Annotated in this window: 11 protein-coding genes; 8 read left to right on the forward strand and 3 right to left on the reverse strand. The window is 68.3% G+C overall.

Translation table 11 applies throughout. From position 1 onward, the window contains the following. Nucleotides 1-177 precede the first annotated feature (177 nt). Nucleotides 178-999 carry a class I SAM-dependent methyltransferase gene (locus ACGFT2_RS23850; RefSeq protein WP_393281536.1) on the forward strand — a complete coding sequence of 274 codons (822 nt, stop codon included), beginning with the start codon at nucleotides 178-180 and terminating at the stop codon, nucleotides 997-999. A 292-nt stretch (nucleotides 1,000-1,291) separates the two neighbouring features. Here the strand turns inward: ACGFT2_RS23850 and ACGFT2_RS23855 are convergent, their stop codons facing one another. Beyond that, on the reverse strand, nucleotides 1,292-1,606 hold the full coding sequence (locus ACGFT2_RS23855; RefSeq protein ID WP_393281538.1) for a hypothetical protein: 315 nt from the start codon (nucleotides 1,604-1,606) through the stop codon (nucleotides 1,292-1,294). A 385-nt stretch (nucleotides 1,607-1,991) separates the two neighbouring features. Between ACGFT2_RS23855 and ACGFT2_RS23860 the strand changes: the two genes are divergently transcribed. Together ACGFT2_RS23860 and ACGFT2_RS23865 are read left to right on the forward strand one after the other, a co-directional pair. Then, nucleotides 1,992-2,759: a MerR family transcriptional regulator gene (locus ACGFT2_RS23860; protein ID WP_393281540.1), complete on the forward strand. Its 768-nt coding sequence runs from the start codon at nucleotides 1,992-1,994 to the stop codon at nucleotides 2,757-2,759. 720 nt (nucleotides 2,760-3,479) lie between these two features. Continuing rightward, nucleotides 3,480-4,004, forward strand: coding sequence for a GNAT family N-acetyltransferase (locus ACGFT2_RS23865; RefSeq protein ID WP_393281542.1), 525 nt, complete (start codon nucleotides 3,480-3,482; stop codon nucleotides 4,002-4,004). Between the two features lie 159 nt (nucleotides 4,005-4,163). On the opposite strand, the gene ACGFT2_RS23870 is transcribed toward ACGFT2_RS23865, so the two are convergent. Next, a complete protein-coding gene (locus ACGFT2_RS23870; RefSeq protein ID WP_393281544.1) occupies nucleotides 4,164-5,792 on the reverse strand; it encodes an ABC-F family ATP-binding cassette domain-containing protein in 1,629 nt (542 codons plus the stop codon). Next, on the reverse strand, nucleotides 5,770-7,125 hold the full coding sequence (locus tag ACGFT2_RS23875; protein ID WP_393281546.1) for an MFS transporter: 1,356 nt from the start codon (nucleotides 7,123-7,125) through the stop codon (nucleotides 5,770-5,772). The genes ACGFT2_RS23870 and ACGFT2_RS23875 overlap by 23 nt, the downstream gene beginning before the upstream one ends. A 1,540-nt stretch (nucleotides 7,126-8,665) precedes the next feature. Between ACGFT2_RS23875 and ACGFT2_RS23880 the strand changes: the two genes are divergently transcribed. The 5 genes from ACGFT2_RS23880 to ACGFT2_RS23900 all read left to right on the forward strand — a co-directional run bounded on the left by ACGFT2_RS23880 (nucleotide 8,666) and on the right by ACGFT2_RS23900 (nucleotide 15,361). Beyond that, nucleotides 8,666-10,396 carry an alpha-glucosidase gene (locus ACGFT2_RS23880; RefSeq protein WP_393281548.1) on the forward strand — a complete coding sequence of 577 codons (1,731 nt, stop codon included), beginning with the start codon at nucleotides 8,666-8,668 and terminating at the stop codon, nucleotides 10,394-10,396. A 36-nt stretch (nucleotides 10,397-10,432) separates the two neighbouring features. Next, nucleotides 10,433-11,755, forward strand: a complete 1,323-nt coding sequence (locus ACGFT2_RS23885) for an ABC transporter substrate-binding protein (RefSeq protein ID WP_393281549.1) — start codon at nucleotides 10,433-10,435, stop codon at nucleotides 11,753-11,755. A 103-nt stretch (nucleotides 11,756-11,858) separates the two neighbouring features. Continuing rightward, a complete protein-coding gene (locus ACGFT2_RS23890; protein WP_393281550.1) occupies nucleotides 11,859-12,758 on the forward strand; it encodes a carbohydrate ABC transporter permease in 900 nt (299 codons plus the stop codon). After that, on the forward strand, nucleotides 12,755-13,666 hold the full coding sequence (locus tag ACGFT2_RS23895) for a carbohydrate ABC transporter permease (RefSeq protein WP_393281551.1): 912 nt from the start codon (nucleotides 12,755-12,757) through the stop codon (nucleotides 13,664-13,666). The genes ACGFT2_RS23890 and ACGFT2_RS23895 overlap by 4 nt, the downstream gene beginning before the upstream one ends. A gap of 150 nt (nucleotides 13,667-13,816) precedes the next feature. Further along, nucleotides 13,817-15,361 (forward strand): amino acid permease, encoded by a 1,545-nt coding sequence (locus ACGFT2_RS23900; protein ID WP_393281553.1) that lies wholly within the window; start codon nucleotides 13,817-13,819, stop codon nucleotides 15,359-15,361. Nucleotides 15,362-15,499: the final 138 nt, after the last annotated feature.

Here is a 15,499-nt window from a genome sequence, read left to right on the forward strand (position 1 = left end):
AGGGGAGATCTTGGGTACCCGGTGTGGTCCAGGCGGCCGGGTGGCCGGGCAGGTGCCGGCCGAACCGACGCGGACCCACCGCACGGGCCGCGATGAGTAGAACTTACTCATCCGCCGCCGGACGGCCCAGGACATGATCAAGCGTGTTCATGTCGACCGCACGCGGAAGTACCTGTGATGAATGAAGAGACAGCAGCGAACCGGGCACTGTGGGACGCACGCGCGCGCGTTCACGGGACGACCGCCGAGGACCGGTTCTACGACGTGCCGTCGTTCCTGGCCGGCCGGCAGACGCTGTACGGGATCGAACGGGACCTGGCGGGGGATGTGAAGGGGCGGGATCTCCTGCATCTGCACTGTCATTTCGGCATGGACACCCTCAACTGGGCACGTCTGGGAGCGCGGGCGACGGGAACGGACTTCTCCCCGGCGGCCATCAGCCGGGCGCGCGAACTGACCGTCCGGGCCGGGCTGCGGGCCGACTTCGTCGAAGCCGACGCCCAGCAACTGCCGCAGGAACTGGCGGCGCGGTTCGATCTGGCGATAGCCACCTACGGGGTGCTGTGCTGGATCGCGGACCTCGACGCGTGGATGCGGAGCGCGGCCATGACCCTGCGCCCGGGCGGTGCGCTGATCATGGTCGATCTGCATCCGCTGTTCCAGACCGTGGCCACGTTCGACCCGTTCGTCGCCGACTGGCCCTACGGTGGCGGGCGGCAACAGCAGGAAACGGTGGTCGGCACCTACGCCGACGCGAACGTACACATGGAAGCGCTCGACGCGGCCCAGTATCCGTACTCGCTGGGAGAGATCGTCACCGCTGCCGTGCGAGCGGGCCTGCACATCGACAGTCTGCGGGAGCACACGGAGGCCGAGTTCGATCCGCGCGGAATCCTGCCGCGCCGTGCCGACGGGCTCTACCATCTGCCCTTCAGCGCCACACACCTCCCCGTCCTCTACTCGCTGAAGGCCACACTTCCCGCGTCACCGCTCAGGTAGGCGCGGCGAGCGCGGCCGTGACCCACCGGCGGGTGGCCTCCGTTACCCCCCGGGCGGCCCGGTGCCGACCTGTCACCGATCGCCGTCCTTGCCCGAGGTGTGGCGATGAGCGGCTGCCGCACCCTGTGCGACGGCGGCCCTGCGACCTTCGAGGACAAGGGACTTGAGGACGACGAGGCCCGTGCCCCCGGGCCTCGAGCCGCTCTGCCGGCGGCCTCCCCGCCCGAACGACCTGGGGGAGCGCGGTAGTTGCGTCGGCCTTGGCACTCCCCACCCCGGCACCGGCCGTTCCTCAAGCGGTGAGGCAGCCGAGCGCGGTCTCGGCCAGGTGCGGCCACTGGTCGGCATGTGTCCGGGGAACGGCGACCCAGTCCTTGAACGGGCGGTGCTTTCCGGAGGGATCGAAGAGTTCGGCGCCTGGAAGGGCGAGTGCTCGCGTGTGGGCGGGTGTGCCGTCGCCCAGTCTGAAGGCAAGGCGGTCGTCCTTGAGGCAAGCGAACGCCTTGCCGTGTGCCTTGAGGGCGCGTTTGCCGAACATCGCCCCGGCCGTCACGCCTCGGACGGCGAGGTCGTCGGCGATGTCGTCGAAGAGTTCATCGGGGTTCACAAGCGGTCCTGTCCCTGTGGTCGGCAGTCGTCCTGCTCCGCGCACCAGACGCCCGCTCTCGGCGTGGGCCGTCCAGTCGTCGGCGCGTGGTCACGTACGGCCGGTCGCGGGGCCGCCGATGTTCCGGCACCGGAGGCCGCCGCCCGGTCCTCGGCATGGTAGCCCGCGGCACTGACAGCGCGCCTTGCCGCGGCTTTCGGGGACCGGCCCGCATGTGTTCCGTCGCCCGGTGGATCGACCTTCAGGACGGCGCCGCGGCATGTGGCGGGTGTCACCTGGAAGGACCCGGATCCCGGGGTTGTGGTTGCCGTTGCGTCAACTTCTAGCGTTCTTCTTGTCGGCCGAGAGGGCCGGCACCGTCCTGAGAGTGTGAAACGGGTGCCTGGTGAGTGGTGAGTGGTCGATCGCCGAGCTGGCGAAGTCGTCCGGTCTGACGTCGCGGACGCTGCGCCACTACGACGAGATCGGTCTGCTTCCCGCGACCGCGGTCAGCGGCAGCGGGATGCGTTTCTACGACGCGGATTCCGTGTTGCGGCTGCAGCGGATTCTCGTACTGCGCGAGCTGGGCCTGAGCCTGTCCGAGATCACGGGAATCGTGGACCAGGAGACGGACGCGGTGGTGGCCCTTCGCAGTCACCTCCTGAATCTGCTGGCGCAGCGTGACCGGTTCGACCGGCTGGCGGCCACGGTGGCCAGAACCATCGCCCATCTGGAAAGGGAGAACGAAGTGAAGCCGGAAGAGCTGTTCGAGGGTCTGTCGCCCGCCGACCAGGCGCGATACGAATCGGAACTGATCGCGAAATACGGTCCGGAGGCCGAACGACACATCGCGGAGAGCAAGCGCCGCATGGCCTCGTGGGGCAAGTCGCGGACGAAGGAGATCACCGCCGAGTACGCCGCCGTCGAGGACGCGGCGGTCGAGCTGATCAACGCCGGTGTCCCGGCGACGGATCCCGTGGCACTCGAACTGATGGAGCGCCAGTTCCAGGCCGTCGCCGCGTTCTGGACGCCCGACCGCCAGTCGTTCACCGAACTGGGCGGTACCTACGTCCAGCACCCAGATTTCCGGGCGCGATACGACGCCAAGCACCCGGCACTGGCCGAGTACCTGCGCGACGCGATGACCGCCTACGCCGACCGGAACCTCAGCTGACCACCCTGCCCGGCACGGACCAGCGGCCGCCGCCGTCCGTGCCGGGCGGCTGCGTCCGGCCACGCTACGAGACCGCTCGGGCGGGGGCACATGTCGGCAGGTGCGACGAGGTGCCCGGCCGGACGACCGGCGGCACCCCGCACCGCGGCTCAGAGATCGATGCGCACAGACCGGTCTACGTCGGCATCTCACGCGGCACGGGAGCGAGCCGGTCCCAGCGAGCGGGCGGCTGTTCAAATGCTGGTCGTCGACAGCATGCGGCGACGATGAACTGCACGCCCACCGACTACGAGAGGAGATGGGCGATGCGTGCCAGGGCGCCGATGAGACCCTCGACGGCAACGTCCCAGACGCGCCGCTTCAGGAAGCCGCGGACCGTCACGCGCATGTCCTTTCCCTCTTGGCCAGATCGATCCAGGGTAGGGGCCTGAGGATTGGCCGGTCTGAGTAGTCCCTACTCGGATGCAGGGCGTGAACGTGTCGCCCTGCCGGCTCGGGCCCCCGCCACCGGCCCACCCGGCGCGGCGACCGGTGACTCCCGTACGAGGGTGTGCGGCCCCGGCCGTGAGGCAGGTCGCGGTCAAGGAGGCTGTGTGGTAGGAAACTGTCTCCAACCCGTGGACGCGGAACCGGACCCAGTGATCCGAGTCGCGCGCGCTTTTCGGAATCAGATGAGCCGTGGCATTCTGGCGTCGCAGAATCGGCCTACCTGGAGGATCCGTGCGTATTGAATCGATGCCGGAGCATGAAATATATGCGCAGCTTCACGAACAAATTCACGGGCTCCTTGACGAATGCTTCCCCGAGTATCCCGGGCGGGACTACTTCAAGCAGCTTCCACAGTTCAGGTACCTGGCGTGGGGGGATGGCGGACTGGTCGGGCATGTCGGCGTAGAGCATCGGATGATCAGGAACGGGAGCACTCCGCTCCGGGTCTTCGGGCTCGTAGATCTCTGCGTCACCGCGTCAGCGCGCTCCCAGGGTCTGGCAAGTCGTCTGATCTCGGAGATCGAATCCGACGCCCGATCCTCCGGAGCCGACGCGGTCATCCTCTTCGCGGACGATCCTCGCGTGTATCTGGCGAATGGCTACCGGTGTGTCCGGAATGACGGAAGATGGCTCATGATCAATGAGCACGAGACGCTGGGTATCGCCGAAAAGCCCCTGGACGCCCTGATGGTGAAGACACTTTCCGGGAAGCGGTGGGAGTCGGGCGTCGTCGACATGCTGGGATACCTTTTCTGAGGCGGTGGCCCGGATCCGTCCACTCGAGCGGGGCCGCCTCTTCGGTGAGACCGCCGGCACCGCCGACCATCTCGTCGCCCTCCACCACGACCGGGTGGCGTCCCGCCCCGCACCGGGCCGAGGGCCAGGGGCGGCGGAACGGTCGGACCCGGGCGCCTGTTACCGCGTCCGCTCCACCCTGCGCTCGTCCCACACCGGTTCGGCCGTCTCCCGGACCCGGCCGTCCGCACCGAAGACCAGATAGCGGTCGAAGGACTTCGCGAACCAGCGGTCGTGCGTCACCGCCAGCACGGTGCCCTCGTAGGCCCTCAGCCCGTCCTGAAGAGCCTCCGCGGACTCGAGGTCCAGGTTGTCCGTGGGCTCGTCCAGCAGCAGCGCCGTGGTCCCGCGCAGCTCCAGCAGCAGGATCTGGAAGCGTGCCTGCTGTCCGCCGGACAGCCGGTCGAACGTCTGGTCGCCCTGCCCCTCCAGCTCATAGCGCCGCAGCGCGCTCATCGCCCCGCCCCGCTCTTTGGCGTGCTCGGACCACAGGATGTCGACGAGGGTGCGGCCCATGAGTTCCGGGTGGGCGTGGGTCTGCGCGAAGTGCCCGGGTACGACGCGGGCGCCCAGCTTCCACTCGCCGGTGTGTGCCACGTCTTCGCCGGCCAGCAGCCGCAGGAAGTGCGACTTGCCCGAGCCGTTCGACCCGAGCACCGCGACCCGCTCCCCGTAGAAGACCTCCAGGTCGAACGGTCTCATCAGACCGGACAGCTCAAGACCCGTGCACGTCACCGCCCGTACACCCGTACGCCCGCCTCTCAACCGCATCCGGATGGTCTGCTCGCGCGGCGGCTCCGGTGGCGCACCGGCCTCCTCGAACTTTCGCAACCGCGTCTGCATCGCCCGGTAGCGGGACGCCATGTCGGGGCTGATCGACGCCTGCTGACGCAGCTTGTGGACCAGTGCCTTCAACCGGGCGTGCTCCTCGTCCCAGCGGCGCCTCAGCTCCTCGAACCGGGCGAATCGTTCCCGCCGCGCCTCGTGGAAGCTGCCGAAGCCGCCGCCGTGCACCCACACCGTGCTGCCCGACGGCCCCGGTTCCACCGCCACGATCTTCTGCGCGGCCCGCGCCAGCAGCTCCCGGTCGTGCGAGACGAACAGCACGGTCTTCCGGGTCTCGCGCAGCCGCTCTTCCAGCCACCGCTTGCCCGGGACGTCCAGGTAGTTGTCCGGTTCGTCGAGCAGCAGCACCTCGTCCGGCCCGCGCAGCAACGCCTCGAGGACCAGACGCTTCTGCTCACCGCCCGACAGAGTCCGCACGAGTCGCCACTGCGCCTTCTCGTACGGCACTCCGAGCGCGGACGTGGTGCACATGTCCCAGACCGTCTCGGCCTCGTACCCCTGTACCTCGGCCCAGTCGCTCAAGGCCTGCGCGTACTTCATCTGCGCGGCCTCGTCGTCGACCGTCATGATGAGGTGCTCGGCCTCGTCGACAGCACGCGCCGCCGCCCGGATCCGCGGCTGGGACACCGAGACGAGCAGGTCCCGGACCGTGCGGTCGTCCCGCACAGCGCCCACGAACTGCTGCATCACCCCGAGGCCGCCGCTGCCCGCGACGGTTCCGTCATGCGGTGCGAGTTCCCCGGACAGCAGCCGGAGCAGTGTGGTCTTACCGGCGCCGTTCGCGCCGACCAGGGCGACCACCGCCCCTTCCGCGACACGGAAGGAGACGTCGCCCAGCAGCGGCCGCCCGTCCGGCAGGTAGTACTCCAGATGCGCGGCCTCAAGATGTCCCATGGCAGGCATTCTCGCCACCCGACATGTTCCCGTTCAACATGATTTCAGGGATATGAGTAGTGCATACCGTCGCGAGAGCGGCCTCGGTGGACCTTGAAGCGGGGTGGACGCCGTCACTGCCGCCTGCCGCGCCAGGGTTGTGAGCCGGGAGGCGCCGTACGGCCGGGACGCAGAGAAGCGCGAGGGCGGCGGGGACCGCGAGGACCGTCATCGCGTACAGGGTGGGGCGTACACCGAAGGACTCGGACACCGGACCGGCGAGCGCCAGGCCCAGGGGCATGAGGCCGGCCGACAGCAGGTAGTCGTACGAACTCACGCGGGACAGGGCGGCTTCGGGTATGTGTGTCTGCAGCGTCGTCTCCCAGATGACGAAGAAGAGGGAGACCGCGACACCGGTGACCGCCTCGAGGATCGTGATCAGGGCGAGCGGGGCGCCGGACCCGATGATGACCGCCTGGCAGGAGCCGACGGCGAGCGCCGCAGCGGCGAGCGCCATCGGGCGCGTGGCCTGGATCCGGTAGGCGCACACGTCGCCGAGGATGGAGCCGACACCGAATCCCGCGGTCACGACCGACCAACTCGCGGCACCGCCCCACTCGCGCTCGGCAAGGACGGGTCCCAGTACGAACACCGACGGCAGCACGACGATGTGGTAGACCGACATGGCGCCCATGCCGGACCACACCCACGTCCGACTGCGCACGTGTGCCCAGCCGGCGCTCAGCTCCGCGAGGAACGGTGCACCGGAGGGGGAGCGCGGCGTGCCGGACGCAGTGCCGCGAGGTCTCAGCCGAGCCAGAACCGCCGCGCTCACTGCGAAGGTCAGGGAGTCCAGGGCCAGGGCGCCACCGGGGCCGGCCAGCGCGACCAGGCCGCCGGCCAGGGCGGGACCGAGTACCAGGCCGGTCGACTGGGCGAACCCACGCAGGGCGTTGGCTTCCCGGAGCCGGTCCTTCCCGACGATCAGCGGCATCAGTCCCGTGGCTGCCGGCATGAAGAACGCGTCCGCGGTGCCGAACACGATCATCAGCACGACCAGGTGCGGAACTTCGGCAGCGCCCGTCAGCAGGAGTGCCGCGGCCAGCCCTTGGACGGCGAACCGCACCACGTCCGAGACCAGCATGATGCGGTGCCGCTGGAAACGGTCGGCCCATACGCCGCCCGCCAGGGTGAACAGCAGCATGGGCACCAGTCCGGCGGCCGCCACCAGGCCGACGTCGGAGGCGGAACCGCCCGTCGACAGCACGGCGAAGGGCACCGCCACGAACGACACACGATCGCCCAGCACCGACAGGGACTGGCCGACGAAAAGACGGGCGAACTGGGGCTCATCACGCAGCACGCGGGGAATGAAGGACTTCACGCGGTGACCGATCAGGGACGGGCGACAGGAACTGCAGCGCACGATGGTAAACAGGGCCGTCCGCGCCGGTCACCTGATTTCTGCAGGATCGGAAGCCGTTCCGGGAAGTCGCTCGCCGGGCGCAGGATACGTGCGGATAGTGGATGGCCGCCGTGAACGTCGGCAAGAGCCCACGGTCGATCGGAGTACCCGTTACTCATCCGGCCCCACGGGGAATCCGGGCGCCGCGCTACCGGGAACAGCCACGGGCGGATCACTTTCGGGGCGCTTCAAGGGGTGCGGAGACCCGTCTTCCGCCCCACAGCGGAGAGTCGGCGCGGTGTGTCCCGTGCGGCCCGCGATCGGGTGGTGAGCTCGGCGCCGGCCGGCTCCGGGCCCATGCGGCCGCCCTGGATCGCGGGTGATCGACTGGCCGTGGGGGAGCAGGACGACAGCGCCGTGGGCGAACCGTCCCTGCTGTCACTGGGCGCGTACACCCGGATGTTCCGTGTGGATCGGAGCGCTCGGCGTGACGGCCGGATGACGTCTGCCGCGGGTGCTCGCACGGGCCGGCATTGAGTATCGGATGCTCTGTCCCGAACGAGGTGGCCGTGGTCTGCTGATGTGGGCACCGTGGTGTCGCGAAGGGGCATGTGGCCGCTACCCGCCATGTGCCGCGCACCCGTTGCCCGAATGCATCACGCGTTGCGGTCTGTCTTCCATTCCCCTGCCATGGCAGGCCGTACCGAGGTGCGGAAGGGAGTGCTCCTGCGCCGGCGAGACCGGTGCGGGGGCCTTCCGAGGCGTTCACCGGAACCGGCTGTCGAGGTGAGCACGACTCGAGCTGCGGACAACGATGTCACGAAGGCGTCAAGAGTATTTCCTGCTCCACTCGAGAATTTCTGCGGACAATGCAGAGGTTGCACGTCACGCTTTTGCAAACGGTCCATTTGATTTCTTGACGCAGAAAAAGACGAGGGAAGAGACTCGCTGCACGGCAGGCAACCGATCGAGCCGCATCGGCCTTGCTCATCACGTGTGGAGCACGGCATGGCGCTGATCGGAGGGGCACTCGGCCCAGGCGTCAGGACCGCTGACGACGCATCAGGCATATCGCTCGCCATTCCGGACATCGGGGCTGTACCCGAGATCGGCATTGGCCGGCGGGACGCGAGAATTGCCCGTGCCGCCGAAGCCGGAGATCGTGCCGACAAGGACGTCCGAGGTTGTGCGCACTACTTAAGGCCTACGGTGTTCCCTGTCTGCGTGCCGACTATCCGCCGCGGTACGAAGCCGATTTTCCGCAGCGGTACGAAGACCGCCCAGGTTCCGAGCACCGCGCCGGTCAGTCGCCCGACGGAAGCTGGGCCGTCGCGCTGAACCACCTGGACGCCGACAGCGGCCGGACGCCCGACCGCGGCGCATGAGACCAGCAGGGTGAGCGGTGCCCTCCGTGCCCGCACGGACGGCGTCCGCTCCGCCCTACCCAAGACCCGTCAGCTCGACATCGTCTCCGTTCACCTCTCCGCAAGGACGTGCCGTGCCATTGAACGTTCCCGACACCGCCGACTGGTGGAAGACCGCGGTGGTCTACCAGATCTACCCGCGTTCCTTCGCCGACTCCGACGGGGACGGCATCGGCGATCTGCGAGGGCTGGCCGGGCGTCTGGACCACCTGGCCGAGCTGGGCGTCGACGTGCTGTGGCTGTCACCGGTGTGTCGCTCACCGCAGGACGACAACGGCTACGACATCAGCGACTACCAGGACATCGACCCGCTGTTCGGCACCCTGGACGACTTCGACCGGCTGATCGAGGCCGTGCACGAGCGCGGCATGAAACTCGTGATGGACCTGGTCGTCAACCACACCTCCGACGAGCACCCCTGGTTCGTCGCCTCCCGTGACGGCGGCCCCGGCGGACCGCAACGCGACTGGTACATCTGGCGGCCGCCGCGCGCGGGAGTGGAGCCGGGCACACCGGGCGCGGAACCGAACAACTGGGGTTCTTGGTTCTCCGGCCCCGCCTGGACGTACGACGCGGCGAGCGGCGAGTACTTCCTGCACGTCTTCTCCCGCAAGCAGCCTGACCTGAACTGGGACAACCCCGAGGTCAGGGGGGCGGTTCACCGGATGATGCGCTGGTGGCTGAACCGCGGCGTGGACGGCTTCCGCATGGACGTCATCAACCTCATCTCCAAGGATCCGGCCCTGCCCGACGGGGAAGTCCGCGACGGTTGCCGCCACGGGGACGGCAGCCCCTTCTTCCTCTGCGGCCCCCGGGTCCACGAGTACGTGGCGGAGATGCACCGAGAGGTGTTCGCCGGGCGGCCGGGCCACTTCCTGACCGTCGGCGAGATGCCCGGAGTCACGCTCGAGGACGCACGGCTCTTCACCGATCCCGGCCGTCGCGAGCTGGACATGGTCTTCCAGTTCGAGCACGTCGCGCTCGACCACGGCAGCAGCAAGTTCGATGCCCGGCCGCTCCGGCTCACGGACCTCAAGGCCAGCCTGGGCCGATGGCAGACCGGCCTCGCCGAGACCGGCTGGAACAGCCTCTACTGGAACAACCACGACCAGCCGCGTGTCGTCTCCCGGTTCGGCGACGACCGTCCCGAACACCGGGCGCGGTCGGCCAAGATGCTCGCGACCGTCCTCCACCTGCACCGCGGCACCCCGTACGTCTACCAGGGCGAGGAACTGGGCATGGCGAACGCCCCGTTCGGCACGATCGCGGACTTCCGCGACATCGAGTCGCTGAACCACCACCGCGAACAGGTCGCGCTGGGCGTACCGGAGGAGGAGGTCCTCGAGGGCCTTCGGGCGCGCGGCAGGGACAACGCTCGTACGCCCATGCAGTGGAACGCCGGCCGGAACGCCGGCTTCACCGAGGGCGAGCCGTGGATCCCCGTGAACCCGGACCACGACCTGGTCAACGCCGAGGCACAACGGACCGACCCTGATTCGGTCTTCCACTACTACCGTCGCCTGATCTCGCTGCGTCACACGGAACCGGCGATCAGGGACGGCGACTTCCGGATGCTGCACGCCGACGACGAGCGGGTCTACGCGTTCACGCGCAGCGGCGCCGGCACGGAGCTGCTCGTGCTGGCCAACTTCACCGGCCGGCCCGTCGCCGTCGCCGTCCCGTCCGGCTGGCAGGGCACGGAGACGCTGATCGCCAATGTGCCCGGGGCCACCCCGCTGGGCTTGCACCACACCCTGCAGCCGTGGGAAGCGCGCGTGCACCGCCGTATCCCCGCCCGCCCCTGACGGCTGCTACCCACCCCCCCCACAAGGAGCCACCCCATGAAGAAGCGTCTCGTGCCCCCCACCGCGGCGACCCGTCGCCATGTGCTGGCGGCCGTGGCAGCCCTCGCCGTGATGGCCCCGCTCACCTCCGCCTGCGGCGGGTCCGAAGCGGGAGCCGAGGACGGCAGGACACTCCGCCTCTGGCACTACGAAGACCCCGACGGCGCGCTGGGCAAGGCGTGGACGGCGGCCATCGCCGAGTTCAAGCGCAGCCACCCCGGCGTCAAAGTCGTCTTCGAGCAGAAGACGTTCGACCAGATCCAGCAGAACGCCGGAATGATCCTGAACTCCGACAAGGCGCCGGACGTCCTGGAGTACAACAAGGGCAACGCCACCACGGGTCTGCTCGGCAAGCAGGGCCTGCTCACCGATCTGACGCCCGTCGTCAGGTCGCGCGGGTGGGACAAGAAGATCGCGCAGAGCGCATCCGTCACCGCCCGGTACGACACGAAAGGTGAGATGGGGGGCGACAAGTGGTACGGGGTGCCCAATTACGGGGAGTTCGTCCTCGCGTACTACAACGACGACCTCTTCGCGAAGCACGGCATCGCCAAGCCGACCGACTTCAAGTCCTTCGAAGCGGCCCTGGCGAAGTTCAAGGAGGCGGGTGTCACCCCGCTCGCCAACGCGGGCAACGACTACCCGGCCTCGCACTGGCTCTACCTGCTCGCGCTCGCGAAGGCGAACCGCGCCTGGGTCGACGACTACCAGCTCTACAAGGGCAAGGTCGACTTCCACGGCCCCGAGTGGACCTGGGCCGTCGCGAAATACAAGGAGTGGCTGGCCAAGGGCTACTTCGAAAAGAAGGACGTCGGTCTCAAGGGCAACGACATGGGCGAGCAGTTCGTGTCCCAGAAGCGTCCCATCATGGTCAGCGGCAACTGGTGGTTCGGCGGACTGACCCACGACATCAAGAACTTCAAGTGGTCGGTCGCGCCCTATCCGGGGGCCACGATGACCCTCGGCTCCGGTGGCAACCAGTGGGTCGTCCCCACCCGGGCCAAGAACAAGAAGCTCGCCGAGGACTTCATCGGCATCACCATGTCGGACAAGATCCAGAAGCTCATCGGCGAAAGCGGCAACATTCCGCTCGCCGTCAAGGCGGACCGGATCGGCAACGCCCGGTCCAGGCAACTGATCGACGCCTTCGACGCGTACCAGCACTCGAACGGTCTCGCCTTCTATCCCGACTGGCCGGTCCCGGGCTACTACGACGCCTTCGTCGCCGCCACGCAGAACCTCGTCAACGGTGCCGGCGCGGACTCGGTCCTGGACCAGCTCGCCGCGCCCTACGACAAGTACATCTCCACCCGGCACTGAGCCCCGACCCGCACGACCGGCCCGTATGAGGGCGATCGACCCCGACGGCGGCAGCGACGCCTCACTCGGGCACACCGCTGCCCCGCCACCCCCTGGAGCCACCGTGAAAACCCCACGCCGCCCTCGGAGCACCGGCTACGCCGTGTTCCTCGTGCCAGGCATGCTGTTCAGCCTGCTGTTCCTGGCCGTGCCGCTGGTGATGACCTTCGGCTACAGCCTCACCAGATGGACCGGTATCGGGCCGGCGGCCTTCACCGGCCTGGACAACTACACCCGGCTGCTCGGCGACGCGGACTTCTGGGCGAGCTTCCGCAACATCGGCTTCGTGGTCCTCGGCATGGCCGTCGTTCCCACCGCGCTCGGGCTGTTCCTCGCCGCGCTGCTCTTCGACCACGTGGGGAAGAGGCACGGCGACCGTTTCGTCGGCTTCTTCCGCTCGGCCCTCTACCTTCCCCAGGTCGTACCCGTCGCCGTCACCGGACTCATGTGGGGCTGGATCCTCGCACCGGAGGGCGCCGTCAACACCGTCCTCGCCAAGCTCGGACTGAAGTCCCTCGCCCAGAACTGGCTCGGTGACCCCCACCTCGCCCTGTGGGTCGTGCTCGGCGTCCTGGTCTGGATGCAACTGGGCTATCCGCTGGTCCTCTTCCTCGCCGGCCTGCAGCGGATCGATCCGGAACTCTACGAGGCAGCCGACATCGACGGAGCCACGTGGTGGATCCGTTTCACCCGCATCACGTTCCCTCTGCTGCGGCCGGAGGTCTACGTCACCCTCGTCACTACGACCATCGCGGGACTGAAGGTCTTCGCCCAGATCTACGTCCTGACCGGGGGCGGGCCCGGAAACGCCACCCTCGTCCCCTCCTACTTCGCCTACCAGAACTTCTTCGAGCGTGCCGACGTCGGCTACGGCTCGGCGATCTCCAGCACCATGACACTGCTCGTGCTGTGCACCGCCGGCGCTCTCCTCACCCGACAGGCACGCGAGGACGGACAGTCATGAGCACCAGGTCCACCACGCCACCACCGGCCGTCGTCGGAGCCCCGGCCCGGGACCGGACCCGCGACCCCCGGCGTGCCGTCGCGTCGCGCCCCACCCGCGGCTCCCGAGCGGTCCTGCTCGCGGTGACACTCTTCGTCCTCGCGTTCCTCGCGCCGTTCGCGATCATCCTGCTCAACTCCTTCAAGTCGACCGCTGACTACCGGGCCCACGGGTCGCTCTCGTGGCCCGCCAGCTGGAACTGGGGCATCGTCGAACATGTCTGGCAGCGCGTCGACTTCACGCAGAAGCTGGTCAACAGCGTTCAGACCAGCCTCGGTGTCGTCGTCATCGCCGTGGTGCTGGCCCTGTTCAACGCCTACGCCCTCGGCATCGGCCGGATCCGCTGGCGCACGGCCTTCCTGATCTTCTTCCTGGGCGTGAACGTGCTGCCCCAGGAAGGACTCGTCTACCCGGTCTACTACCTCTTCAAGGAACTCGGCCTCTACGACGGGAAGCTCGGCTACACCGTCCTCGTCGGCGTCACCTACAGCGCCTTCGGGACGTACCTGCTCTCCTCCGTCTTCAGCAGCTTTCCCCGTGAACTCATCGAAGCGGCCTCACTGGACGGCGCGGGCCGCTGGACCATCCTGTGGCGCATCGTCCTGCCCATGAGCTGGCCCACGCTGTCGGTGATGTGTGTCTTCTTCTTCGTCTGGAGCTGGAACGAGTTCCTCTACCCGCTCGTCCTGCTCATATCCAACGACAACCAGACCGTCCCCCTCGGCCTCGCCGCCATGCAGGGGCAGTATTCGAGCGACCCCACCTCCATGAGTGCCGCCGCGCTCCTGGGCGTCATCCCCATGGTCGTCTTCTTCCTGCTGTTCCAGCGGTCCCTCACGCGTGGCGTGGCCGCGGGCGCGGTGAAATAGCGGGTTGATGCCGTTTCGTGACCGGTCTCCCCGGCGAAAAGCTTGCGATCCGGGCCGCCGGCGTAAAAGGTGTCCGGTCACACCTTCATCGAGGCGGGGGGAACGCGACGCCGGACGTCCCGGCGGCGGCCTGAGCCCAAGGAGGCCCGTATGTCCACCGAAGAGTCGATACCCGGCCGAGAACAGCAGAGCCCACATCTCGGCGACGCCCAGCGCCTGCACGAACTCGGATATGCCCAGGAGCTGGCGCGCTCGATGTCGGGCTTCTCGAACTTCGCCATCTCCTTCACCATCATCTCCGTCCTCTCCGGGTGCCTGACGCTCTACGGGTTCGGCATGGTCACCGGCGGCCCCGCCCTGATCACCTGGGGCTGGCCGGTGGTCGGCGCGATGACTCTCCTGGTGGGTCTGGCCATGGCCGAGGTCTGCTCCAGCTACCCCACCGCGGGCGGTCTCTACTACTGGGCGGCCAAGCTCGCTCCGTCCCATGGCGCGGCCTGGGCCTGGTTCACGGGGTGGTTCAACTTCCTCGGCCAGGTGGCCGTGACCGCGGGCATCGACTTCGGCGCCGCGTCCTTCCTGAACGCCCTGCTGGACCTGCAGTTCGGGTTCTCCGCCACGCCCGGTCACACGATCGTCCTCTTCGCGCTCATGCTCGCGGCGCACGGTTTCCTGAACACCTTCAACGTGAAGCTGGTCTCCCTGCTGGGCAACGTCAGCGTCTGGTGGCACATCCTCGGTGTCATCGTCATCGTCGGGGCGTTGGTGATCTTCCCGGCGAAGCACCAGTCCGCCGATTTCGTGTTCACTCACTTCGTCAACGCCACCGGCTGGCACTCCGGGCTGTACGTGGGTCTGCTCGGCCTGCTGCTGGCGCAGTACACACTCACCGGATACGACGCCTCGGCACACATGACCGAGGAGACACGTGACGCGGCCCGGTCCGGACCGCGTGGCATCGTCATGTCGATCCTCGTCTCCCTGGCCGCAGGGTGGGTCCTGCTGCTCGGCATCACGTACGCCATCCAGGACTACCAGGGGGCCCTCCACAGCTCCACCGGTGTGCCCCCGGCGCAGATCTTCATCGACGCCCTGGGGGCGACCGGAGGCAAGCTGCTCCTGCTGATCGTCATCGGCGCGCAGTTCTTCTGCGGTATGTCCTCGGTCACCGCGAACTCACGCATGATCTACGCCTTCTCCCGGGACGGTGCCCTGCCCGGCTCGCGCGTGTGGCACCGCATCAGCAAGCGCACCAAGACCCCCACGAACGCGGTGTGGCTGGCGGCCGGTGGGGCCTTCCTGCTCGGGCTGCCCTACCTGTGGAACACGACCGCCTACGCGGCCGTCACCTCCATCGCGGTGATCGGTCTGTACATCGCCTACGTGCTGCCCATCTTCCTGCGGCTGCGTCAGGGGACCCGCTTCGAGCGCGGTCCCTGGCACCTCGGCCGCTGGAGCCGGCCGGTCGGCATCGTCGCCGTCGGGTGGACACTCGTCATCACCGTGCTGTTCATGCTGCCCACGACCGCTCCCGTGACCGGCAATACCTTCAACTACACGCCCGCCGCCGTGCTCCTCGTCCTCGGATTCGCCGGAGTCTGGTGGATCCTGTCGGCGCGCCACTGGTTCAAGGGGCCGAAGGTCCAGGGGACGACCGAGGAACTCGCGGCGATCGAGCACGAACTCGATTTCTGACGTGCTCTCCTGCCGGTAGGCGAACCGCGCCGCCGCTCCCGCCGGCAGCGGTGGTCCAGACCGGGGTGATCCTCGGCGCCGCAGCGGCCGTACTGGTCATCGTGGGCCGACCGCGGCCCGCCACGCGCCCGGCACTTG

The sequence above is a fragment of the Streptomyces sp. NPDC048514 genome (assembly GCF_043199955.1).
Classification (GTDB): Bacteria; Actinomycetota; Actinomycetes; order Streptomycetales; family Streptomycetaceae; genus Streptomyces.